The 23,180-nt window shown below is 37.6% G+C and carries 21 protein-coding genes and 2 pseudogenes; 6 read left to right on the forward strand and 17 right to left on the reverse strand.

Annotated features, from left to right (window positions below):
- Positions 1-445: 445 nt before the first annotated feature.
- Both VB713_RS23850 and VB713_RS23855 read right to left on the reverse strand, forming a co-directional pair.
- Entirely contained in the window at positions 446-2,053 is a 1,608-nt protein-coding gene (locus tag VB713_RS23850; protein ID WP_323313985.1) for a peptidoglycan DD-metalloendopeptidase family protein, read from the reverse strand.
- A 38-nt stretch (positions 2,054-2,091) separates the two neighbouring features.
- Positions 2,092-2,916 (reverse strand): biotin--[acetyl-CoA-carboxylase] ligase, encoded by an 825-nt coding sequence (locus VB713_RS23855; RefSeq protein ID WP_323313986.1) that lies wholly within the window; start codon positions 2,914-2,916, stop codon positions 2,092-2,094.
- A gap of 65 nt (positions 2,917-2,981) precedes the next feature.
- Here VB713_RS23855 and pgeF point away from each other — a divergent pair, with 65 nt between their 5' ends.
- Together pgeF and VB713_RS23865 are read left to right on the forward strand one after the other, a co-directional pair.
- On the forward strand, positions 2,982-3,779 hold the full coding sequence (gene pgeF, locus VB713_RS23860) for a peptidoglycan editing factor PgeF (RefSeq protein ID WP_323313987.1): 798 nt from the start codon (positions 2,982-2,984) through the stop codon (positions 3,777-3,779).
- A 144-nt stretch (positions 3,780-3,923) separates the two neighbouring features.
- Positions 3,924-5,762 (forward strand): c-type heme family protein, encoded by a 1,839-nt coding sequence (locus tag VB713_RS23865; RefSeq protein WP_323313988.1) that lies wholly within the window; start codon positions 3,924-3,926, stop codon positions 5,760-5,762.
- 142 nt (positions 5,763-5,904) lie between these two features.
- Here the strand turns inward: VB713_RS23865 and VB713_RS23870 are convergent, their stop codons facing one another.
- The 15 genes from VB713_RS23870 to VB713_RS23940 all read right to left on the reverse strand — a co-directional run bounded on the left by VB713_RS23870 (position 5,905) and on the right by VB713_RS23940 (position 19,495).
- Entirely contained in the window at positions 5,905-7,338 is a 1,434-nt protein-coding gene (locus VB713_RS23870; RefSeq protein WP_323313989.1) for a bifunctional orotidine-5'-phosphate decarboxylase/orotate phosphoribosyltransferase, read from the reverse strand.
- Between the two features lie 89 nt (positions 7,339-7,427).
- Entirely contained in the window at positions 7,428-8,168 is a 741-nt protein-coding gene (locus tag VB713_RS23875) for a molybdopterin-dependent oxidoreductase (RefSeq protein WP_323313990.1), read from the reverse strand.
- A gap of 23 nt (positions 8,169-8,191) precedes the next feature.
- A complete protein-coding gene (locus tag VB713_RS23880; RefSeq protein ID WP_323313991.1) occupies positions 8,192-8,785 on the reverse strand; it encodes a cytochrome b/b6 domain-containing protein in 594 nt (197 codons plus the stop codon).
- A 466-nt stretch (positions 8,786-9,251) separates the two neighbouring features.
- The gene (gene hypB, locus VB713_RS23885) at positions 9,252-10,043 is read right to left on the reverse strand and encodes a hydrogenase nickel incorporation protein HypB (RefSeq protein ID WP_323313992.1); all 792 of its coding nucleotides are present in this window, start codon (positions 10,041-10,043) and stop codon (positions 9,252-9,254) included.
- Positions 10,034-10,375 carry a hydrogenase maturation nickel metallochaperone HypA gene (gene hypA, locus VB713_RS23890; protein ID WP_323313993.1) on the reverse strand — a complete coding sequence of 114 codons (342 nt, stop codon included), beginning with the start codon at positions 10,373-10,375 and terminating at the stop codon, positions 10,034-10,036. Before hypA ends, hypB begins: the two co-directional genes overlap by 10 nt.
- Positions 10,376-10,423: 48 nt before the next feature.
- Positions 10,424-11,527, reverse strand: a complete 1,104-nt coding sequence (gene hypE, locus VB713_RS23895; protein WP_323313994.1) for a hydrogenase expression/formation protein HypE — start codon at positions 11,525-11,527, stop codon at positions 10,424-10,426.
- A 72-nt stretch (positions 11,528-11,599) separates the two neighbouring features.
- The gene (locus VB713_RS23900) at positions 11,600-11,815 is read right to left on the reverse strand and encodes a 4-oxalocrotonate tautomerase family protein (RefSeq protein WP_323313995.1); all 216 of its coding nucleotides are present in this window, start codon (positions 11,813-11,815) and stop codon (positions 11,600-11,602) included.
- Positions 11,816-11,843: 28 nt separating this feature from the next.
- Complete coding sequence (gene hypD, locus VB713_RS23905) at positions 11,844-13,013, reverse strand: hydrogenase formation protein HypD (RefSeq protein ID WP_323313996.1); 1,170 nt, start codon at positions 13,011-13,013, stop codon at positions 11,844-11,846.
- A gap of 48 nt (positions 13,014-13,061) precedes the next feature.
- Positions 13,062-13,310 (reverse strand): HypC/HybG/HupF family hydrogenase formation chaperone, encoded by a 249-nt coding sequence (locus VB713_RS23910; RefSeq protein WP_323313997.1) that lies wholly within the window; start codon positions 13,308-13,310, stop codon positions 13,062-13,064.
- Positions 13,301-15,664, reverse strand: a complete 2,364-nt coding sequence (hypF, locus tag VB713_RS23915; RefSeq protein ID WP_323313998.1) for a carbamoyltransferase HypF — start codon at positions 15,662-15,664, stop codon at positions 13,301-13,303. The genes VB713_RS23910 and hypF overlap by 10 nt, the downstream gene beginning before the upstream one ends.
- Before the next feature lie 39 nt (positions 15,665-15,703).
- Positions 15,704-16,861, reverse strand: a complete 1,158-nt coding sequence (locus VB713_RS23920; protein WP_323313999.1) for a hypothetical protein — start codon at positions 16,859-16,861, stop codon at positions 15,704-15,706.
- A gap of 133 nt (positions 16,862-16,994) precedes the next feature.
- Positions 16,995-17,837 (reverse strand): NifU family protein, encoded by an 843-nt coding sequence (locus VB713_RS23925; RefSeq protein WP_323314000.1) that lies wholly within the window; start codon positions 17,835-17,837, stop codon positions 16,995-16,997.
- A 168-nt stretch (positions 17,838-18,005) separates the two neighbouring features.
- Positions 18,006-18,230, reverse strand: a complete 225-nt coding sequence (locus VB713_RS23930) for a hypothetical protein (protein WP_323314001.1) — start codon at positions 18,228-18,230, stop codon at positions 18,006-18,008.
- Between the two features lie 8 nt (positions 18,231-18,238).
- A complete protein-coding gene (locus VB713_RS23935; RefSeq protein ID WP_323314002.1) occupies positions 18,239-18,502 on the reverse strand; it encodes a hypothetical protein in 264 nt (87 codons plus the stop codon).
- A gap of 12 nt (positions 18,503-18,514) precedes the next feature.
- On the reverse strand, positions 18,515-19,495 hold the full coding sequence (locus tag VB713_RS23940) for a hypothetical protein (protein WP_323314003.1): 981 nt from the start codon (positions 19,493-19,495) through the stop codon (positions 18,515-18,517).
- Between the two features lie 924 nt (positions 19,496-20,419).
- Here VB713_RS23940 and VB713_RS23945 point away from each other — a divergent pair.
- The 4 genes and pseudogenes from VB713_RS23945 to VB713_RS23960 form a co-directional block, all read left to right on the forward strand.
- On the forward strand, positions 20,420-21,382 hold the full coding sequence (locus VB713_RS23945) for a hydrogenase small subunit (protein ID WP_323314004.1): 963 nt from the start codon (positions 20,420-20,422) through the stop codon (positions 21,380-21,382).
- A gap of 95 nt (positions 21,383-21,477) precedes the next feature.
- A pseudogene (locus tag VB713_RS23950) lies at positions 21,478-21,987 on the forward strand (nickel-dependent hydrogenase large subunit); the annotation flags it as partial.
- 433 nt (positions 21,988-22,420) lie between these two features.
- Positions 22,421-22,831 (forward strand): hypothetical protein, encoded by a 411-nt coding sequence (locus VB713_RS23955; RefSeq protein WP_323314005.1) that lies wholly within the window; start codon positions 22,421-22,423, stop codon positions 22,829-22,831.
- A 144-nt stretch (positions 22,832-22,975) separates the two neighbouring features.
- Positions 22,976-23,180, forward strand: a pseudogene (locus tag VB713_RS23960) (ATP-binding protein); the annotation flags it as partial.

A 23,180-nucleotide genomic window follows, 5' to 3' on the forward strand; every position in this document is an offset into this window, starting at 1 on the left:
TCAGGAGTTCAGCAGTTCAGGAGTTCAGGAGTTCAGGAGTTCAGGAGTTCAGGAGTTCAGGAGTCAGGAGTTCAGGAGTTCAGGAGTCAGGAGTTCAGCAGTTCAGAAGTTCAGAAGTTCAGGAGTTCAGGAGTCAGGAGTTCAGCAGTTCAGGAGTCAGGAGTTCAGGAGCTTATTTTCCCTATCTCCCTATCTCCCTATCTCCCTATCTCCCTGCTCCCTGCTCCCTGCTCCCTGCTCCCTGCCCCCTGCCCCCCAGGGCTGTTTCATTCGATAAGGTATGTATTTTGTCAATATGATTGGCAATAAATATCAGAGCAAAAGTCATAAATTGGTGACCATTTTGATGCCTAAGATTGAATGCCAAGCTTATTTTTCATCTTCTAGACTCTTGCATTTGCAAGCCTTTTAGGGAATGAAACAGCCCTGCCCTGCCCCCTGCCTCCTATTGAGGAACTTGTGCTGTCCGTGTGTTTTGCAGCAAGTTGTTGAGACCGGCTTGTAATTGTACACCTGGGTCAACAGCAACCCAACCATTTTGGGTCATGTGGCGGACTTCAAAGTGCAGGTGAGGTCCAGTAGAGTTGCCAGTACTACCAACTCGGCCAATTACAGTTCCTGGTTCTACCCATTGACCAGGGGTAACAAAGATTTCTGACATATGTCCGTAGAGACTTTGTTGGGCAGAAGTGTGATTAATGGTTACTGCTAAACCATAACCACCCATCCAATCAGCAGTTTCAACTTGACCTTTAGCAGCTGCTAAAATTGGTGTTCCTGTGGGCGCACCTATATCTGTACCAGCGTGGAAACGTCTATCTCCTGTAATTGGATGAACGCGCCAGCCAAACAAAGAAGTAATGGGCGCAGGAACAGACAAGGGGAACATCATCCCAGAACCGCCACGATAGGCAAGGGTACTATTGTAAGAAACCTGTGGTAAAACCGATGCCAGTGCAAAGTCATAAGAGACAGTGCTGGGGCGGGGTGCAACCTTACCTTCAGCCATTGGTGCGGGTAAAGTCCCAAAGCTAGGGGCAATGGGGGTAGCGCTTACGGTTGTAGTACTACTAAATTCACTGGGCTGAGGAATAAACCGATTGGGACGATAAGCAGTTTTTGTATGAGTACTAGTACTACTTTTGGGAGAAACCCAACTCTTATTATTCACAGCACTAGCAACAGTCCGAACTATACTCTCAGTTTTTTGGTTAGAGTCAGTGGCTACTCGCTGAACGGTGGGCGCTTTTTCTAAACTAGCGGTTTCACTTTTTTTGATCCAATTGGGTGCTGATGTTTTGGGAGAATCAGCTACGCGGGGATTGTCAGTTGCTTTTTTACCGCAAGCACCAGCAGCAATTTCTCTCTGTGAAAAAACTGCTCGACAGCCACCAGCGCGTTCTGTAACAACTACAGAACTGGGTGCTTCATAGTTACCAGTTGCAGTACTGTTGTAATCTGTAGGATCAATGTAGGAGTTGTTGTAATCCTTGTTTTTTCTCGCCGTTGTGCCGTTATTTGCTGGTTTAGCAACTTCTGCGGCTTTTTCAGGTGCTGAGTTGGCAGGAATCTGAGGTTTTTCAGCCTGTGAATTTTCAACTTTAGGTTTAGAAGTTCTAACGGTGACTGTCGGTTCAGAATTTTCAACTTTAGGTTTAGAAGTTCTAATGATGACTGCCGGTTCAGAATTCTCTACTTTAGGTTGAGCAATTCTGACTGGTTTTGCTGATTGGGAAACATTTTCTTGGGTGAGTTTTTTTCTGAGTCTAACTCGGCGTTCTGCAAAATCGGGTTGCGATCGCACTTCTGATACAGGAGTATCTTTTTTTACGGGTTCTGCAACTGCGATTGGTTGAGAACTTTCAATAGTTGGAACAATGTTATCTACGGATGATTCCGTTTGAGCAAGAACGAAGCCACTACTAAGGAGGCTAACGCTACTCAAAAAACAGAGACTCCGTGCTGATAATTTAGACGCAAAGCGTCGTTTTGTTAAACCTTGAGTCCGCAAATAATCCAAGCGGTTATGGGCAGATTTATGGCGCTGCGTCATTTCTTCTCTCAGTTGTGTGTAATTTAAGTCTAAAAAAGTTAAACAGAAGTTTTGCAATAACCCAAGCTAATTGTACCGGGTTCGACAGAAATTTCTGGTGTTATCAGTTCCTGCGTATTATATCCAGCCATTTTTAAGCGGAGATTTCCTTGGGGTGTTACCCCCACTACAGTGCCTAAAAGATTATTCACATACACTTGATCACCCATGTTTGTAAGTAAATCAACATAACGAGACAAAAGTATGTTTATTCCTTCGATGGTAAGACACTCTAGACCGGATTCTATTCCCAGTAAAACTGTGGAGGCGAGAATTTCCAAACAAGGAATTGGTTGAAAACCCTGGGAACTCTGCCACAATTCTAAATTGATGCCGGTTTGGGGTACTGGGTTAGCCCAGTTAATACCAACACCAATTACAGCTTGGGTAATTTGTCCTTTGTGGATTTTTGTCTCCGTTAAAATGCCGCCTAGTTTGCGACCATCTAATACTAAATCATTCGGCCATTTTATCCCCACTCTCACATCACACTTTTGTAATTGGGCGGCAATTCCCCAGGCGGTAGCCAAGGTTAATTGGTAGCTTTCAGTAGCTTTTAGTTTAGGAGAGATGGCAACCGAAAGGTATAGTCCGCCAGAGGGAGATAGCCACTGTCTTCCCCATTGTCCCTTACCAGCGGTTTGTTGAGTGGCTATAACTACACATCCTGGTTTTGCTCCTTGCTGGAGCAGGTTCCACGCAGTCTGATTAGTTGAGGTTAAGCTGTCAAAAATATGTAGAGAAAATGGTAAATATGAATGTTCTCGCTCTGCTTTCAGAGTATTTACCAGAAGTTGCTGATTAAATTCCACAGCTGTTCCCATAAATCCCGTTGTTCACGTTAGCATTGATTGGCGGTTTTAAATTTTTTGTTTAGGTGAGGTTGAAGATGCACACTTGGCACTGGCGCAATTGGGAAGGTCTGCCTTATCTGACTTGTAATTTGTTAGAACCTTGGCCTCACGGTTTTTTTACTCAGCAATTTTGGCCTCGTCCGCCAGATGAGTTAACAAAAGTGCTGCAACCAGAGGCTTTAGCTTATCGTTTACAACAGGTACATGGCAATACTGTTCTCACTCCCGAAGAGGTTGATAGCCAGTTAAAAAGCGGTGAAAATAATTTAGCTTTGGCAGATGGCTTAATCAGTAAGCAAGCGTTACAAGCGGTTTGGGTAGCGAGTGCTGATTGTACACCTGTGTTGATTGGGGATGTTAAAATCGGACAGGTAGCGGCTCTACACGCTGGCTGGAGGGGTACAGCGGCAAAGATTGTTCCCCAAGCGATCGCTCGTATGCAATCCCAAGGCAGCGAATTAGCAGATTTGCGAATTGCTATGGGGCCAGCCATTGCGGGCGAAGTTTACCAAGTTTCCGTGGAAGTGGCTGCGGAAATTGGAAGCACCATTATACCACATAATGGACTGGAAAACATTGTTAAGGCTTTACACGATTTACCTGATTCACCTTTATTCGCAGATACAGAGCCAGGAAAGGTGCGTTTAGATGTGCGTCGAATCAATGCTTTACAGTTACAGCAATTGGGGATTAGTAGAGAACAAATTGCGATCGCACCCTATTGTACCTATCAAACCCCAGAACATTTCTTTTCTTACCGTCGGGAAAAAGAAAAAAAGGTGCAATGGTCAGGAATTGTCAGTTTATCTGAATCTGCTATCTACATTGATTGATATGTTACCGTTGTATTACTAAGTAACAGTAGCATTCCTACTTGATTGGCGAAAACTTTAGTTATGATAGCCAACACTCATCTAAAATAATCATGAATATTTTCACAAATAATTAGGAATAGCTATATTTATTTTTGTGAAAAAATGCGATACAAAAAAGTTGAAAAAATGCCAACTCAGGTGTTTACATTTATTAAACAATCTCAACCGAAAATTTCCATTAAATTTAAGTTCATAGTAGCAGTAATTATATCATTAATAATTGTCATGGGAGTTGGGGTCTGGAACTTGAACAGACTCCAAGCAATGGCTTTTAAACAAGAAGCCCGCATTCGCAGTCAATTAGTATTAAATTTTGGGCAAGCCAGTCGTAACTATGTCATTAAACAACTAGCACCAGCTGTAGAAAAGCACACACCAGAAATGATTCTTGAAGCCAAATCTAATGCTTTTGCCACTCGCGCTATTTTTGAACTATTTAATGAACAACTACCTGAGTATATTTATAAACAACCTGCTTTAAATCCCATGAATCTTGCTAATAAAGCAGATAAATTTGAGGTAGATACTATTAATTACTTTCAAGAACATCAAAATATCAACGAAAAAACTGGATATACAAACAAGGAAAATCAAGAATTTTTTTATGTAGCACAACCAATTAAAATGGAAACTAGCTGCTTAGAATATCATGGCAGACCAGAAAATGCACCTCAAACTATTATAGATAAATATGGTACAAGCAACGGTTTTAATTGGCCTGTTGGCGATATCATCAGTGCGCTCATGATTTATGTTCCCACTAAAGATTTACGCACTAATCAAACTTCTATGCTTCAGACGGTTTTAGGTACATTTATTAGCTTAACAATTGTAATCATCAGTCTCATATATTTATTATTTGATAAATTAGTAGGCAAAAGAATTTCTCAATTTTCCCAAGTGATGAGTCAAGCTGCTTTAAATCCTGGGGTTTCAGTCAGAATTGCACATAAAGGCAGTGATGAACTAGCAATGATGGGAAAAATATTTAATCACATGGCTGATTCTCTTGATGATGTTTATTCTAATTTAGAACAAAAAGTAGCAGAAAGAACCTCAGAACTAGAGCAAACATTGCAAGAATTAAAAATTACCCAAACTCAATTGATTCAAACCGAAAAAATGTCAAGTTTGGGACAACTAGTAGCAGGTATTGCCCATGAAATTAATAATCCACTCAGCTTTATTGATGGCAATATTAATCATGCTAGTAATTATACAACTGATTTATTGAAACTCATAGAGCTTTTTCAGCAAACATATCCTCAACCAGATTCTAAAATTCAAGAATATATTGATAAAATTGAATTAGCTTTTATATCTGAAGACTTGTCAAAGTTATTTAGTTCGATGAAAATAGGGAGCAATCGCATTACCGAAATAGTACTAAACTTGCGGAATTTTTCTCGGTTAGATGAAGCTGAAATGAAATCTGTCAACCTTCATCAAGGAATTGAAAGCAGTCTAGCAATTTTACAACACCGTTTGAAAGCTAATGCAGATCATCCTACAATTGAAGTGATTCCAAATTATGGAGATTTACCTTTAGTTGAATGTTATCCAAGACAACTCAATCAAGTATTTATGAATTTGCTCAATAATGCCATAGATGCCCTAATCTTTCCCTTAGAGAATAATACCATCAAAGATGAAAAAGAGACAAATTTCACTCCCCAGATTTTGATTCACACAGAAATGGAAAATACAGAATCTGTAAGGGTAAATATCACCGATAATGGATCTGGTATGACTGAGAAAGTAGTATCACAAATATTCAATCCTTTCTTCACAACAAAACCCATTGGGAAAGGAACAGGTTTGGGACTATCTATTAGTTACAAAATTATTGTAGAAAGACATCAAGGATTGATTTGGTGCAAATCACAGATAGGAAAGGGAACAACATTCTATATTCAGATTCCCGTTAGACAAATTCATTAGAAATAATATAGAGATATTCCATATAATCGAATACAGTTCAGTTAAGAAAATTTTAGGTTGGGTAAAACGAAGTGTTAGCGGAGCGTCTCAAAGAGAATGCATAACCCAACAAATCCAGAAAAATATTGGATTTTCTTCTTAATTAACTTTCTTGAAAAGCTAAAAATTGATCATCATTTATTCTTCCTGCTTGGTGCAGAGTGGTGACAATTTCTGAAATAGTTAGAACAGAATGAGCGCAATAACCATTTTGGCTTAACCTGTCTTTTACTCCTTGTTCATGGTCAATAAATACCACAATATCATTAATTTTCAATCCCGCAGATCTTAACTTTTCTGCACCTTCCATCACGCTTTTACCACTGATAAGAATATCATCAACTACCGCAACCGTTTCACCAGAATGAAAATTACCTTCAATAACTTTCCTTGTTCCATGTGCTTTTACCTCTTTTCGAGGAAAAATCATCGGACAATGAAGACGCAAAGATAAACCAGTTGCTGTCGGTAAAGAACCATAAGGAATCCCAGCTAATCTATCAAAAGTGAGATTTTTTAAAATTTCCTCATAAGCACTAAGCACTTGATTAAAAACTTGAGGATTAGAAATAATTTTCCGTAAATCAATATAATAAGGAAAAGTCGCTCCTGAAGCCTGAACAAATTCCCCAAACATAATGCAGCCAATATCATAAAGTTGTAAAATCAAATCTTGATGCGGCTGTTTATCTTTTACCGAAATATCAGGTAACCACACCTCACAAGTAGAAGCATCATGGATAACTTCACTTCTAAATTGATTAATTTCTGTACGTAATAATTGAATTTGTTGAGATAAATCAGCATTACCCAACATATCTTGAGGAACCGGAATTAGCAACCCATCACCATTACCATTTAACCCTGCGGCTAAGATTTTTTTCAGATTACCTTCCTCAGCCCAAATACTACGTGCCATAATAATTCTTTCTGGAGCAATTGACCGAATAGATTTGAAAATATCAGCATCTGTGGTTCCTACTTCCAAACCTAATTGTTCTGGTGTTCCCCATGTTTTTGATTCCTGTACTACCTGCAAATAAAAGGGTGAATTGTTGTGAGAATATTGCTGTAAAATTGCTGCACCTGGGTTAGAAGTACAACATAAAATAAACACTGCTTGATCAGGATAAACTAAAAATGGTGCTACATGATCTTGTCCAGTATAGGGACTAAGAGTAATAGCATCTACCCGCCATTCTGTAAATACAGTTTTGGCAAAAATACTACTTGTGTTTAAATCACTATGTTTAGCATCTAAGATAATAGGAATATGCGTAGGGATAGATGCTAAAGTTTTGAATAAAAGTTCTAAACCAGGAACACCCAAAGCTTCATAAAATCCCAAGGTTGGTTTATAAGCACATACAAACCCAGCCGTTTCTGCAATTATAAATTGTAACCAATTTTCCAAACCTGCAATAATATCTGATGATTGATAACTCGCAGGTATCATTTCTGGATTTGGATCAAGTCCTACAAATAGTAAGCTTTGATTTTGGGAAATATTCGTATTTAATTTATCAAAAAAGTTCATGTTTATTTAAATTTCCAAATAAAATGCTATTAATAAATACAGCAGAATACAGGTATCATGAGTGTGATAAAACTTTGTACCTCATGTATTTACAATCCTGCAAACCATTCATAACCTTGATCTTCCCAGTAACCTTTAAAAGCTGATAAATAGGGAGTCAGTGTAATTCGCGTTACCCATTTACTCTGTTTATAGCCGAGTTTAATTGGGGAAGCTAGACGCAAAGGTGCGCCATTTTCTACAGGCAATTTTTCACCATTTTTTTGATAAGCTAACAAAGTTTGAGGGTGTGTAGCTGAAGCTATATCCCAACTTTCATAATAACCATCTGCTGATTCAAAAAAAGCATACTTAACATTTGCCTTGGGTTGGGCTAAGGCAATAATATCACGTAAGCGTATACCTCCCCATTGTACGATCGCTGCCCACCCTTCTACACAAACATGACGAATAATCATGGAAGTGAGAGGTAAAGCCTGAATTTCTGCCATACTGAGGCTCAGAGGATTATTGACATCACCATCAATAATTAACCGAAATTTATCTTGATCAATAATTGGTGTATTGCGGAAAGTATTAATTATTAAAGCTTCTGGTTCAATAAGACTAGCAGAAAATTCTGGTACAAGTTTTTGGGGTTTAAAAATGAATTCTTCAACCTTCTGGTTCAGAGGTTCAGAAAGCTTACCAACTAAATCTTCAAATGCAGGTGTACCACAGCCACCCAGAAATAAGCTCATACTAGAAATCCCCGAAATCTGTAAGAATTTTCGTCGTGTTAACTGAGGTTGAATTAGATGAATTAAGTCTTTATTTTTATCAAAATTCATGGCTTTATTACCAATAATATAACTTACCAAAACATAGACTCAGTCAGCTTTTCTCCTCCTGCTTTCCGTCCTAAAAGCCAATGGATAATTACAAATAATACCACCAATGGCACAGATGCAAAATGCACAATTCTTAATGCTTGCCAATCACCAAAACTATTGACTATCCAAGGAAATTGAGCAGGTTTATACATCCCAATTCCTGTAAATATCGCCAGGAGTAATATAGGAATGATAGCGGTATAGACAATACGATGCCAAGCATAAATAAGACGTTGAGAATTTTGAGTTTTTTGTAATGCTTTGATGTCATTGACTCCCACAAAGCGATGTTGCCAACGTCGAGTTACGAAAATGTAAATTCCATAACCTAAAAGATTAAGAGAAAATAGCCACATAGCAGCAAAATGCCAGTGTCTACCTCCTGCTAACCAAGCGCCTAAAGTAAAAAGAGGTGGAATATGTAACCCTGCACGTCCACCAAAAACCGGGTTAGCGTTGTAAATTTGCAGTCCACTAGTAAGCATGAGGAAGAGACTAATGATATTCAGAGAGTGAAATATCTTAGCAGCTATAGCTTGGGTTGGTGATTTGCGAGGTTTGGTAGAAGAATTCATATAATTTCTTTGTTGTTAGTTAATTCCTGTTGAAACTAATTATTAATTAGTAGATGCTAATATTCATCTTGCCAATAAAGTTGTGATTTTTAATTGATAAACTTGTAGCTGCCATTGAAGTTTCATTGTATAAAAGCCTGATATTATTTATTGGCTCTAATTGATTAAGAAAGAGCTTTAAAATTATACCAGCTTTTCTAACTGAACTGAAATTTTAAATTTCTACCCATTCTGCCTGTGCTTGGGAATTACGAATTATATTTTGTAACTAAGATTCTACGCAAAACTGGAGCGGAAACTCTACCAAAAAAACTGGCAGCTTTTAAAAACTGCCAGGATTAGTTAAATATATAGCGTTTCCTAATCACATGAGGTATATCATAGCCCTCTCCTCGCTTGCGGAGAGGGGGTTGGGGGTGGGGTTCTTGTACCTCACTCAACCGATAACCGCTATAAATTAAATTAATTATTGTGTGAAGTAATTATACCAATCTTCCAAACCTACACCAGTGGTGGCGGAAAGCTGAAAAATCTGCATTTGCGGATTTACTTGTTTTGCATATTCAATACATCGTTGCACATCAAAATTCACATAAGGCAACAAATCAATTTTAGTGAGAATCATGACTTGACTAGCGCGGAACATATGGGGATATTTAATTGGTTTATCCTCACCTTCCGTCACTGATAAAATTACAACCTTAGCCTGTTCTCCTAAATCAAATAAAGCCGGACAAACCAAATTTCCGACATTTTCAATCATCACCACAGAGTCTAATGGTGGGTTGAGTTGTTGTAAACCTTTTTCTATCATTGAGGCATCTAAATGACAGCCTGTCCCTGTGTTGATTTGGACTACTTGACAGCCTGTGGCTTTAATTTTTTCGGCATCATTGGTAGTTTCTTGATCACCTTCAATAACACTAATAGACAATTTATCTTTTAAATCATTAATAGTGCGAGTTAATAAAGTTGTTTTCCCAGAACCGGGAGAACTCATTAAATTTAAAGCGAGAATATTTCTACCTTTAAACCAACCACGATTTTGGGCAGCTAATAAGTTATTTTTACCTAAAATTTCTTTTTCTAAAGATATGGTTGTATTATGAATTTTGGCATGAATTTGAGGCGTTTTATCATGACTGTGTGAATGGGTGATGATAGTCCCATCTGGTAAGGTGTGAGTATGATGATGTTCGGTTTCTAAGTTAGTAATTTTAGTTTCTCCGTCATCAGAACATCCGCAAGTTATGCACATAATTCCTCTACTTCTATTTCTTTTATTTTTAGTTCTTCACCAGATATTAAATCTAATCTGGTGCTACCACATTCACAAATACCAAAGGGTTTTTCTAGTGGAATCGTAGTACTACATTGAGAACATTTTGCCATTCCCGGTATTTCTAATATTTCTAATATTGCGCCTTCTAATATTGTATCTTTAGCACAAATATCAAAACAAAATTTTATGGCTTCGGGCATAATGGCGGAGAGTTGACCAATTTCTAATACTACTCTTTGGACTTTTTTATTTTGGGCGTGTTCACTAACTATGGCGATGATATTTTGGGTGATTCCTAGTTCGTGCATAGGGTTATGATTTTATCTCACGCAAGGGCGCAAAGAAAAGGAGGATTTTTAACAAATTCTTGGGAGTTGGTCGCCTACTAGCATATCAACTATTCTTTCTGCACCAAAGGCAGTTTTTAAAAGGACTATTCCTGGCGGTGTGGGTATAATTTCGCCAATTATAGCTGCTTGTTTTCCGGCTGGGTGGGTTTTCATGGTTGCTAAAATTAGATCAGCTTTTTCTTTGGGGGCTACTATTACTAGTTTTCCTTCGTTGGCTAAATATAAGGGATCTAATCCGAGTATTTCACATACTCCATTTACTTCTTCTCTCACGGGAATAGAGTTTTCATGAATGCGTATACCGACGTTTGCTGTGAGGGCAAATTCATTTAATACTGTGGCTAAACCTCCTCTAGTTGCATCTCTCATGGCGTGAATGTTTGGGCAAACATTGAGAATCTCGGATACTAAATCATGCAATGGTTGACAGTCACTTTCTATATCAGAATTTAATGCTAATTCTCCTCTCGCAATTAATATGGCTGTGCCATGATTTCCTATTTCTCCGTTAACAATAACGATATCTCCAGGTTGAATATGGCGGGCAGAAATGTCAATTCCTATAGGAATAATACCAATTCCCGCAGTGTTAATAAATAGTTTGTCGGCACAACCACGATTAACTACTTTTGTGTCACCTGTAACTATTTGTACTCCTGCTTTTTGCGCTGCTACTTGCATACTTTTAGCAACGCGACGCAATGTTTCTAATGGTAAACCTTCTTCTAAAATTACACTACAGGTAAGATATAAAGGTTTTGCACCACTCACAGCTAAGTCATTAATAGTACCATTAATAGCCAATTCTCCGATATCAGAACCAGGAAAAAATAAAGGATCTACTACATAAGAATCTGTGGTAAATGCTAATCTATTTCCATATTGAGAAAGACTAGCTAAATCAAATGTGGCTTGGTCTTCTAATTGCGAAAGAATAGGATGATTGAAGGTTTTAACAAATACGTCATCTATTAAATCACGCATGGCTTTACCACCGCTACCATGTGCGAGATTAATATGAGTATCTCTAACCTTACCTTGGCGGCGACGGACTTGTTCAATCTTTTGAAATAGTGGATTTTGAGATTCTTGATTTTTGTAAACTTCCATATTTAAATTATTTTTACTTGTCTTTATTTATTAATTGGTGCGTTAGCGTATAATGTAACGCACCCTACAAATTTATCTGCCAGTTTCTTCGTGTCTACCAGGGTGTTTATCAGAATGCAAAACACCACCAACTGCCCAATTATCTCGTTCAAATTCATCAATATGAATAGTTATCCATTCTGGCTTAGTTCCTAAAGCTGAAACTAAAGCTTCGGTAACAGCTTGAACTAATTTCCGCTTCTTTTCTATGGAGTGACCTTTACCAATTTGAACTGTAACAAATGGCATATAAACTGTCCTCGAATTTTACAAATATCTAGCCCAGAGGAACACCACAAGCAGGGAGAGGTTTTTGAGTGAAGCTAATTTTCGCTTTTTTAGCAATGGTAGAAAGTCGCCCATATTTATAATATGCTGCACAAGCACCTTCGGAGGAAACCATACAAGTTCCAATTGGTGTTTCGGGTGTGCAAGCTGTTCCGAATACTTTACATTGCCAAGGTTTTAAAACTCCTTTGAGAATTTCTCCACATTGACAAGCTTTATGATCTGCTACTTTTAAATTAGGAATTGAAAATTTAACTTCGGCATCAAATTGGGCGTATTCTTCACGGATTTTAAATCCAGAATTGGGGATTTCTCCTAAACCTCGCCATTCAAAAGTTTCACGCACTGTAAAAACTTGATTCATAGCTATTAGTGCATTTTTGTTTCCAGCTGGTTCTACTAACCGATTATATTGATTTTCAACTTGACAACGATTTTCTAATATTTGTTTTAATAACATCCAAATTGATTGAAAGATGTCTAATGGTTCAAAGCCAGAAATAACGATTGGTTTATAATATTGTTGAGAAATAAATTCATAAGGTTCAGTTCCTATGACCATGCTGACATGGCCGGGACCGACAAAACCATCAAGTTGTAAATCGGGGTTATCTAATAATGCTTGTAGGGCTGGGATAACGAGAACATGATTAGAAAACATACTAAAATTAGTGATGTTCTCGGCTGCTGCTTGGAGAATGGTAAAAGCGGTACTGGGTGCAGTGGTTTCAAAGCCTAAACCAAAGAAGACTATCTCCTTATTTGGGTTTTCTTGGGCAATTTTCAGGCTATCAAGGGGGGAGTACACCATGCGGATGTCAGCACCCTGTGCTTTGGCTTGTAGCAGGCTGGTGGTAGAACCAGGGACGCGCATAGCATCGCCAAATGTAGTAAATATGATGTTTGGGTATTGACTGAGTGCGATCGCATCATCTATTCTACCTTTGGGCATGACGCAGACTGGACAACCAGGCCCATGAATGAGTTCGATGTTATTGGGTAAGATTTCTTCTATTCCATATTTAAAAATTGAATGGGTATGTCCTCCGCATACTTCCATTATTTTGATATGTTTATCTATTTTTTGGCTGAGTTTTTCGATTTCTTGTTGTAAGGCGCGGGCTTTTTCTGGGCTGCGAAATTCATCTACGTATTTCATATTTTTATTTCTCACGCAAAGGCGCGAAGACGCAAAGAAAGAAAGGTTTTAAGTATAAGATTGGGCTATTTCTTGTAATAATTTTAATGTTTCTGCGGCTTCTTGTTCGTTGATTCGGTTCATTGCAAATCCAACGTGGACTAGTACCCAGTCTCCTATACAAGCTTCTGGGGGGTGTTGTTCGTCAACTATACAAGCTATATTGATTTGGCGTTTTACTCCTCCGACATTGACTATGGCTAGTTTATGTTCGGGATTAGTTATTTCTGTTATTTGTCCGGGTATTCCTAAACACATTTTTTAGTCGCCTTTTTCAAATATTTAGCAGCAGTAATTACAGCTTGTCCTAGTGACAAACCACCATCATTCGTTGGTACTATACTATGGGTAAGAACATTTATTTCTGATTTTTCTAACCGCATTTTCACCTGTTGTAATAAGATTCTATTTTGAAATACTCCTCCTGTTAGTGCTACTTGGTAAAATTCATGTTCTTGTTTCAGGTTATTAACTATATTGACAATGGCAATAGCTAAACTTTTATGAAATTTGGCAGCTATTTCTGGTGTGGATTTTTGCTGCTGTATATCGTTTAGTATCTGTTGCCACATTGGAGCAGAGTCTATACAATAAATATTATCTAAAATTTTAAATTCAAAGGGATAATTTGGCGTTTCTTCATCATTATTTAAGATATTGATATTTGCTATTGCTTCCATTTCTATGGCTGCTTGTCCTTCATAGCTAGATTCTTCTCGACAAATACCTATAGCGGCTGCAACTGCATCAAATAATCTCCCTACTGATGATGTCAATGGTGAATTAATACCTTTTTCTATGATTTGATTGAGTAGTTTGGGGTTCTTATTTTCTAAAAACTTTATGATTTCTAAATCACCGTATTTTTCCTTTATTTCTTTCCATGTAAATGCTGATATTAATTGGGAATAGGTATTACGCCAAGGTTGATAAATTGCTTGTTTACCTCCAATCATTGCTACTGATTTAAATGTAGCTAAACGTTGGAATTGGTGATAATTGGCTAATAAAAATTCTCCCCCCCAAAGTGTACCATCTTCCCCATAACCTAAACCATCAAACACTATTCCTAAAACTGGTTTTGAATCTAAAGGAATATTATTTTCTGCCATACAAGCTGCTATATGGGCATGATGATGTTGAATTTGATCAAATGGAATTTGGTTAGCTATTGCTAGTTCTTTACCTAATTTTGCAGATAGGTATTCTGGATGTTTATCAATGGCAATTATTTCGGGTTTATGGGCAAATAAGTTTAAATATAAATTTAATGTTTCTTGATAAGCATTAAAAGCAGCAGCGCTTTCTAAATCACCTAAATGCTGTGAAAGTATGGCTTCATTTGATCGCAATAAGCAAAATGTATTTTTCAACTCGCTACCCATTGCTAAAATCGGTGATACTTTCTCAAATCCTGGGGGTAAAATAATAGGTGCTGGTGCATATCCCCTCGCACGTCTTAGGGTTTGGATTTGATTATCAATAACTCTCACGACAGAATCATCGACTCTATTAATAATATCTCGATTATGGAAAAGAAAATAATCAGCTATTTTAGATAATTTATTTTTTGCATCTTCATTATTTATACATTGTGGTTCATCAGAAATATTCCCGCTAGTTAATACTATCGGGTGCTTCATGCGTTTGAGAATTAGATGATGTAAAGGAGTATAAGGTAGCATGAAACCAAGAGAATTTTGTCCTGGTGCTATGGAAACTGGTAATTTTCGATCATCTTTAATATTTAGTAAAACTATGGGTGCAGCCGGACTTGTTAATAATTCTTTTTCTAAATCATTAATATGGCAATATTCAGAAATAATATTTATATCTCTCGCCATTAAAGCAAAAGGTTTATGATATCGTTTTTTACGGTTTCTAAGTTTTTCAATTGCATTTTCTAAAGTTGCATCACAAGCTAAATGAAACCCACCTAAACCTTTAATAGCGACAATTTTACCCTTTTGTAATAAAGTGCAAACTGCATCTATATCATCTAACATCGAGAACATATCAGCAATAACAGGTTTATCGTCAGCCCTTTCTAACCATGCACGAGGTCCACAAGCAAAACACGCCACAGGTTGGGCATGAAAACGACGATTTTCTACATTTTGATATTCCCGTTCACATTCCTTACACATCGAAAAATTAACCATACTAGTGTTATTTCTATCGTAAGGAATAGCGCGAATAATGCTCAACCGGGGACCACAATGAGTACAATTAGTAAAAGGATAACGAAAATAACGACTAAAAGGATCAAAAATCTCCTTTTGACATTGGGGACAAGTTGCAGCGTCAGGAGAAATTTCTGTTTTTATAGTATTAGTAACACTACGAGAAATCACAAAATCATCAAAATCGAAATCGCCCAAATATTCACTTCTAATTAATTTGTTAATCCTTGCCAAAGGTGGACATTCTTGATATAACTTATTTATAAATTCTGTTATTTTTTCCTCACTTCCAGAGACACGAATTAAAACCCCTTCACCATCATTACAAATATCACCCTTTAACCCACAAACCTTAGCCAAACGATATACAGTAGGACGAAAACCCACACCTTGGACAGTACCACAAACCCTAATTTCTTCTATTCTCATCTTTGCCCCTTTGCCCCTTTGCGCCTTTGCGCGAAATAATTACAAATTCCATATTAAAACCCGATTATTCCCAGAATCAGAAACCACAGCAAATTCACCACAAACCTTAATTCCATAACACCAATTTAAACTTTGTCTTGTTGGTAGTCCAAAATTACGATTTTCGCTTTTACTAATAAAACTATCTTGTCCAATTACAAAATTAGCATTTGCACCATATAGTTCTAAAATAGAATCTCGTTTTTTCCATCCTAGCAAACGAGAATTAGCTGTATCTGCAACTATTAATAAATCTCCTGCTACATCTACCCCATAAGGCATACTTAAACTACTACTACTAGGGAAATATACTCCTTGATTCAATTCCACAAAATTGAAGTTTTTTTGTCCCAAAACCACCGCACAAGGGGAATTATTTTCTGTTGGTATTCCTTCCCAAATCATTACCCGGTTATTACCTGCATCAGTAACAACTAAATTATCTTCCCAAAGGGTGATATCATGACACCAACGCATACTAGCAGCAGTGGGAGAACCACCCCCGTTTTCATTGCGAGATATCATGTCTGGTTGTCCTAAAACTATATCCGCAGGTTGACCATTTTCTGTGGGTAAATTATTCCAAATTAATAAACGACGATTTCCAGTATCGGCTACAAATAACTTATCTTGATGATAGAAAACTCCATAAGGCCAATGTAAAGTATTAGCAGCAGGTTGTTGACTTCCTCGGTTTGGTTCGTTATCAATAAAGTTAGCTTGTCCTAATACTAAATCAGCAGGAAAATTACTATCTTCTGGAACATGATTCCAGATTAAAATGCGATGATTCCAAGCATCTGCAACGGCTAAACCATCACCACATTTACAAATACCTGTAGGGACACTAAATGTAGATTTTCCTGGTGTACCTTTGGCATTTTGTCCTTCAGTATAAAAATCTGGTTGTCCTATTACCCAGTCTGCTGGTTGATGATCTGTTGTGGGTAAATTTCGCCAACCTAATAAACGATGATGTCCTGTGTCAGATACCCATAATGATCCGGTTGGTGATAATAAACAAGCTGCACGGGGTCCAAACATTGTTGTGGGAGTAGGTGCAAGTGGAATTACTAATTGTTCTGGTGTGGTGGTGTTTCCTAAAATTACTTCTGCACCTTGGAGTGAAATTGGGGATTTGAAATTATTAATAATCATTTTTAAAAATGATAGGATTATTTAACACAATACGGTTTAGTATCAAGGCATTGTTGGGTTGCGCTGTCGCTTAACCCAACCTACAATTTTTCTCTTCCCTGAACTGTATTATTATTTAATACAGAAATAAAATTTATTTTTGGTTGGAATTTGGCACTTTTACATAAATTTTATCACCCTTGATTTTTACTGGATATGAATGGAGAGATATATCAGGTGCAGTTAAACATTTACCTGTTTTTAAATCATATTGAAATTGATGTGCTGCACAGGTAATAATCCCTTTTTCTACCTTTCCTTTATCTAGGGGATAACCTAAATGACTACAAGAGTTACGATAACAAATAATATTTTCACCTTGACGATTTAAGATTAAATCTTGATTAGCAATACGAACTGCAAAAACACTAGATTTATTAATTTGGTCTATAGTCGCAACTCTTACCCAATAAGAGTCTGTAGGTAAGGGGAATGGACTATTAAAATTAGTTGTACTGACATTAGGACTACTATTAACAGCAATTACTTTTGTGATTTCTGGACAATGCTTTTTAATTGCTTGTTCTACACCTTGGGTCAAGGTTAATGTTGAAGAAGGACAACTACTACAACTACCAATTAATTTAACTTCAACTGTATCTGGTGATTTAATTGCTACTAATTCCACATCTCCTTCATGGCTTTTTAAGCCTGGGCGTACTTCTGCGAGGGCGGTTTCAATTCGTTCTGCAAGTGGAGGCTTGACTAATTCGTGATATAGCAAAACTGCATACACAATTTCGTCAGATACGGCATCGCGTAAACCTGACATATTATCTTGCTTTAGGCTTTTAATTAAATTTGTCAATGCTGCTTTATGGAGTGATTCAATTGCCCTTTTAAGTCCTACGGCTACACATCTTTGGCTTTCATCCCATTCAGCGATAATAGCCTCGAAGCGGTTAATATCTTCTACTAGTTCTTCAAGTTTATTCATTGCTATTTTTATTAGAGATCAGGAAAATAAGAGACGAATATGTGTAGTAACTTTTGCTTAAAAATAGCTTTTATAGATAATCTTTATATTATTCAATCCCACAGACAAATAAATCTGTAGGAATTGATAGTTTTAAAGTTGTAATTTTCAATTTCCGACAAGAATGGCTCATTTCATTTTGAAATCCTTGAGCAGGAAAGGTGTAATTATACCTGTAGTTAAACTAGATACAGTTATAGGTATACATAAAGGAATATTTGCCTGTGCTAATAAGACTAAGATTAATGTACCAATGGTACTAGCAATTATGATTTGACCTAGAAAATACACGGGGTCACGAAATAGTTTACCTTTGAAAAATAATTTAATCGAAAACCAGCTAAGTTCTAACATAATGCCTCCTAATAATTAGCTAAAAAGTTCAGTAATAATAATCCTAAAATTAGGACAGGAATTACACTAGCAGGTGCAAATAAACTGCCAATAGTGGCAGCAAATTTATATCCTAAATCTTTGCCAGCTAAAATCATGCCACCAATAGCACCGCCAATCATGGAGATGATGACGGCAATGACTAACCAAGCTAATCCTGTAGTCAGATTTATATCTGTATTTAAACTGTGTAAAAATTCCCTCAAGGCTACATTATTAATGATGTCCCGCATATTTTTATCCTGTTAATTGACAACTGTAGCTTGGATCTCTGAGGCTATTTCTTGTAGGGTTGTAGCGATTATTTCTGCTTGTTCTAGCTGTTGATGTTCTGTAAATATTTGCCAAGCTTGCTGATAATAGCTTTGTGCTTGGAGGAGATTTTGCTGATTACCTAATTCTGGTTTTTCTGGGTTATCGGGTAAGTTGAAGAGAGCGTTAGCTTTGTTAGAAATTGTGTTAGCATACTCTACTGGCGTATCATGAGAATTGCGTACTTTCAAGGCTTCGTTGTAAGCCAAAATAGCCCGCAAATTGTTTTCTACAGGATGAGAACTGACTAAATATTGCAAAGCATTACCTAAGTTGTTTTGCAACATTGCATATTCTCTAGGATGCTCAATCAGGTTAATATGCTTGAGGGCGACTTCAAAGGACTGGACAGCAAGACCTTGACGCAGATATTCCCGTTCTGATGCCATCGGCATAGACAGATATGCGATCGCTATATTGTTATATAAAATAGCGTATTCTTGTGGGTAATCTTGCCACGTAAACACCCGCAAAGCCTCATGATAAGCTTGGATGCTGTCTGTTATCCGTGCTAAATTATGGGGAACTAACGACTGTAATACTAGCCCCAAATTCATCTGCACTTCTGCAACTTCCTCCGGCGCAGCTAACTGTTGTAGAGTAGGTAAAGCTTCCTCGTAGCCCAATCTCGCCTGTTGTAGCAGTTCAGTCCCCGTATCAGGAATCATCTGTAGAGTCCCCGACATACCTACTTGGGCGCGGGCTTTCAGTAGAGGATACTCTTCTCCACACATATCATAGGCACGATAAAACAAACCCACTGCATTTCGCAAATCTTGGGCAGTTTTCGGCTTCTTTTGAAAGCCTTGCGCCATTGAAATCAGCATTTGGATTTTTTCCTCTGCTGTCGCTGACTCGGAAGCAATAGCTGTAATAGCCGCTTTGACGGCTGAATCTGTAATACTAGGGTTCATATAATCGGCGTGCTTTAGCCAGTTAGGGAATTGAGTTATCAACGCCCACACACATAAATGTGGGGCTAGAAACTAAGCCGATTTACGCAGGTTTTGAGTCAAAAGATTCCCCAATCTCAGACTACTTTCACTAATTAGCAAATTGAAAAATACAGAAACTCAAATTTCAATTAGCGGGTATTTTTACCCAAAAATATCAATAAATGCTCTGCTATTTTTCAGAACTAATCTTCATCACTATAAAGCACTCTATTGATAAAATTCTAGAGGAAAATTACCAAATTTGAGATGAGTTTTAATTAATTTCAAGTTTCCCTAACCGTTTTTGGTATCACTAGTTTACCAATTAGGGTTAAATTGGATATTTTATAGACTTAAATAGATATTATTATCTTGATTATATCATCAAAGAATAACTATTGTCTCTATAAATTATTTAATATATTGCCTGATTTTATCTAAAAATCTGTTCCTTATATCCAATTTGTTTGAAAAATAACAATTATTTTATCTTTGAGGAAATAAATTTTTATTTAAGCATATTGTATTTAATTAAAAAATCCCTAAAATGAAAGTTATCCATATTAATAAGTAGGTTAGACTAATTCTCTAGGTGTAGCCATAGATGTGTCTAATAATTTGACAGCAAAGAACAGGGTTGAAAGTCTTTCGGTATATGGCTTTGTCTGTGAACTTTTGTACCACATTTACCTGAAATCTGCTGTAGGTTTTAGTATGAGAAATGAAAAACGAACCGCAAAGAAGCAGAGGACGCGAAGAAATGAAAAAATAAGCAATAATAAATATTATTAAACTCTACAATTTTTATTAGGTAAGAGGTTTATCGAAATGGGAGAACTGTACATATAGAACTTCTTGATTTTCTGGAACTGTGCATGGTAAACAATAGAAAAAATATGAACAATGACTAACGTACTCTGGCTACAAGGTGGTGCTTGTTCGGGTAACACCATGTCATTTCTCAATGCTGAAGAACCGACAGCTTGCGATTTAATTGCGGACTTTGGTATTAATATTCTTTGGCATCCTTCTTTGGGATTGGAATTAGGAGAAAATTTACAAACCCTACTTTGGGAATGTGTTTTAGGTAAAACTCCTGTAGATATTTTGGTATTTGAGGGTAGTGTAATTAATGCCCCTAATGGCACAGGTGAATGGAATAGATTTGCAGACCGTCCCATGAAAGATTGGTTAAACGATTTAGCCAAAGTTGCAAAATTTATTGTCGCCGTGGGAGACTGTGCAACTTGGGGTGGAATTCCGGCTATGTCACCTAACCCCAGTGACTCCAAAGGACTGCAATTTCTCAAACGGGAAGAAGGCGGTTTTTTAGGGAAAGATTTCGTCAGTCAAGCCGGCTTACCTGTGATTAATATTCCTGGTTGTCCCGCACACCCTGATTGGATAACGCAGATATTAGTAGCGATCGCCACCGGACGAATTGATGATATAGTTCTCGATGAACTTCACCGTCCCCAAACCTTCTTCAACACCTTTACCCAAACAGGTTGTACCCGCAACATTCACTTTGCATACAAAGCCACAACCGCCGAATTTGGTCAACGTAAAGGCTGCTTATTCTACGACTTAGGTTGTCGTGGCCCCATGACTCATTCTTCCTGCAACCGCATTCTCTGGAACCGCGTCTCCTCCAAAACCCGCGCCGGAATGCCCTGTTTAGGTTGTACAGAACCCGAATTTCCCTTTTTTGACCTCAAACCCGGAACAGTCTTTAAAACTCAAACCGTCATGGGAGTTCCCAAAGAAATACCCCCCGGAGTCAACCACAAAGATTACGCAGTCCTCACCGTTGTTGCCAAAAACGCAGCCCCAAAATGGGCAGACGAAGACTTTTTTACCGTTTAGGAATTGAGGATTGGGGACTGGGAAAAAGAGAATAAATTTTCTTACCAACTACCCATCACCAATTACCAATTACCCATCACCAATTACCCATCATTATGCCAATTAAAACCTTAGATATTTCCCCCGTCGGTAGAGTCGAGGGAGATTTAGATGTCCGTGTCGAAATTGATAATGGCTATGTCACAAATGCTTGGACTCACGCTGAACTTTTTCGCGGATTTGAAATAATTTTACGCGGAAAAGATCCCCAAGCAGGATTAATTGTTACACCCCGAATTTGTGGAATTTGTGGCGGTTCTCACCTCAGTTCTGCATCTTGGGCATTGGATACAGCTTGGGGAAATGAAGTTCCTCGCAATGCAATATTGGCAAGAAACTTAGGTCAAATTGTCGAAACAATGCAAAGCATTCCTCGCTATTTTTACGGATTGTTTGCAATTGACCTAACTAATAAAAATTATCGCCGTAGTTACTTTTATGATGAAGCTTGTCGGCGCTTTGCTGCTTTCACCGGTAAATCCTATGAAATTGGCATTACCATTTCTGGTAAACCTGTAGAAATCTATGCTTTATTAGGTGGACAATGGCCGCACAGCAGTTATATGGAAATAAATTCAGGAATTGCTTATATAGTCAGGATTTCTGATGATAAGTGCGATTATTCCCTGGATTTTCCTTAAAATAGACGATAAACTCATCGTTAGCTACATCAGAAGCGGAGATAGCAAGCAGTAAAGTCATTTATTTTTCTATGATTTGGTTTTCTCCGGCGTTACCTAATTTTTCCCTAACCCCAGATTAACGTAAGTTGCTAGTTAGGGAAAATGTCAGAATCAGGATGTCCAGGATTAAAGGATTTACAGGATTAAAACAGAAAATTACTCACCAATAACCCATTACCAGCCTCAACTAGATAACTAGCAACTTGAGTTATTAGCGATTCCTACGGAGCGCTTCGCTATCGCATAACTATGATAAATTTTTAGTAAGCAAAGAATAATCCAATTTACCCATCCTCTTTTAATCCTCTTCCCCATTATGAATTTCAAACGATGGCAGGAACTCAAGCAAATCCTCACTGAAGAAAAAGATTTATCTAACATCTGGTCATATTACATGGATCATTTTGCGGATCATCCCAAATTCATCGAATTGGGTCAACGTGTCCAGAATCAATATATAGATGCAGTTGTCAAAAAAACCTGTCAACAACTATTTGGTCAAAACGTCAAAATTACCGATTCTCTCCTCATCCATATTCCCCGACAGCAATTTTTTCATGGACCATTCCAAGCAAGCAAACGAATTGGCGGTGTGATTTTTTTTGAGGATATCAAAGTTGGTTTAATGGCTGTTTCTGCACAGTTTCCCCCAACTAGTGAAGTTAAATATTCCCGGTTTACCGAAGTCATGGATCTATCACCACCAACAGGTCATGATTTAAACTGAACGAGATATAACCTTTCCTAATTTAATGAAGCACAAAATTATCTGTGTTCATCTGCGTTTATCTGCGTTTGATTCTGACTTCCCAGCCATCCTTAACCCCAAAATCGTCTAATCTTAAAGAGTTCCCTAACTGCCAAAATCATCATGACTCGCTGGTTTAATATTGCAGGTCCTTGTAACCCCGAAAAACACTATACCATCTCAGCCACAAGTCGTCTCCCTGACTTATCAATGCTGATTGAACAAGAAAGTTATTTTGTCCTTCATGCACCGCGACAAACGGGAAAAACAACCGCAATGTTAGCCCTAGCACAGCAACTTACCGCCACAGGACGTTATGCAGCAGTAA

This window comes from Anabaena cylindrica UHCC 0172 (assembly GCF_034931625.1).
In the GTDB taxonomy this organism is placed as follows: Bacteria; Cyanobacteriota; Cyanobacteriia; order Cyanobacteriales; family Nostocaceae; genus Anabaena; species Anabaena cylindrica_A.

What these genes read in the sequence shown, in the direction of transcription:
- hypD (WP_323313996.1), bottom strand. Translation starts at nt 13,013, where the DNA reads ATGAAATACGTAGATGAATTTCGCAGCCCAGAAAAAGCCCGCGCCTTA.
- VB713_RS23955 (WP_323314005.1), top strand. Translation starts at nt 22,421, where the DNA reads ATGAATTTCAAACGATGGCAGGAACTCAAGCAAATCCTCACTGAAGAA.
- VB713_RS23940 (WP_323314003.1), bottom strand. Translation starts at nt 19,495, where the DNA reads ATGAACCCTAGTATTACAGATTCAGCCGTCAAAGCGGCTATTACAGCT.
- VB713_RS23880 (WP_323313991.1), bottom strand. Translation starts at nt 8,785, where the DNA reads ATGAATTCTTCTACCAAACCTCGCAAATCACCAACCCAAGCTATAGCT.
- VB713_RS23850 (WP_323313985.1), bottom strand. Translation starts at nt 2,053, where the DNA reads ATGACGCAGCGCCATAAATCTGCCCATAACCGCTTGGATTATTTGCGG.
- hypB (WP_323313992.1), bottom strand. Translation starts at nt 10,043, where the DNA reads ATGTGCATAACTTGCGGATGTTCTGATGACGGAGAAACTAAAATTACT.
- VB713_RS23875 (WP_323313990.1), bottom strand. Translation starts at nt 8,168, where the DNA reads ATGAATTTTGATAAAAATAAAGACTTAATTCATCTAATTCAACCTCAG.
- VB713_RS23945 (WP_323314004.1), top strand. Translation starts at nt 20,420, where the DNA reads ATGACTAACGTACTCTGGCTACAAGGTGGTGCTTGTTCGGGTAACACC.
- VB713_RS23910 (WP_323313997.1), bottom strand. Translation starts at nt 13,310, where the DNA reads ATGTGTTTAGGAATACCCGGACAAATAACAGAAATAACTAATCCCGAA.
- VB713_RS23925 (WP_323314000.1), bottom strand. Translation starts at nt 17,837, where the DNA reads ATGAATAAACTTGAAGAACTAGTAGAAGATATTAACCGCTTCGAGGCT.
- VB713_RS23870 (WP_323313989.1), bottom strand. Translation starts at nt 7,338, where the DNA reads ATGAACTTTTTTGATAAATTAAATACGAATATTTCCCAAAATCAAAGC.
- VB713_RS23935 (WP_323314002.1), bottom strand. Translation starts at nt 18,502, where the DNA reads ATGCGGGACATCATTAATAATGTAGCCTTGAGGGAATTTTTACACAGT.
- VB713_RS23855 (WP_323313986.1), bottom strand. Translation starts at nt 2,916, where the DNA reads ATGGGAACAGCTGTGGAATTTAATCAGCAACTTCTGGTAAATACTCTG.
- VB713_RS23920 (WP_323313999.1), bottom strand. Translation starts at nt 16,861, where the DNA reads ATGATTATTAATAATTTCAAATCCCCAATTTCACTCCAAGGTGCAGAA.
- hypE (WP_323313994.1), bottom strand. Translation starts at nt 11,527, where the DNA reads ATGGAAGTTTACAAAAATCAAGAATCTCAAAATCCACTATTTCAAAAG.
- hypF (WP_323313998.1), bottom strand. Translation starts at nt 15,664, where the DNA reads ATGAGAATAGAAGAAATTAGGGTTTGTGGTACTGTCCAAGGTGTGGGT.
- VB713_RS23865 (WP_323313988.1), top strand. Translation starts at nt 3,924, where the DNA reads ATGCGATACAAAAAAGTTGAAAAAATGCCAACTCAGGTGTTTACATTT.
- pgeF (WP_323313987.1), top strand. Translation starts at nt 2,982, where the DNA reads ATGCACACTTGGCACTGGCGCAATTGGGAAGGTCTGCCTTATCTGACT.
- hypA (WP_323313993.1), bottom strand. Translation starts at nt 10,375, where the DNA reads ATGCACGAACTAGGAATCACCCAAAATATCATCGCCATAGTTAGTGAA.
- VB713_RS23930 (WP_323314001.1), bottom strand. Translation starts at nt 18,230, where the DNA reads ATGTTAGAACTTAGCTGGTTTTCGATTAAATTATTTTTCAAAGGTAAA.
- VB713_RS23900 (WP_323313995.1), bottom strand. Translation starts at nt 11,815, where the DNA reads ATGCCATTTGTTACAGTTCAAATTGGTAAAGGTCACTCCATAGAAAAG.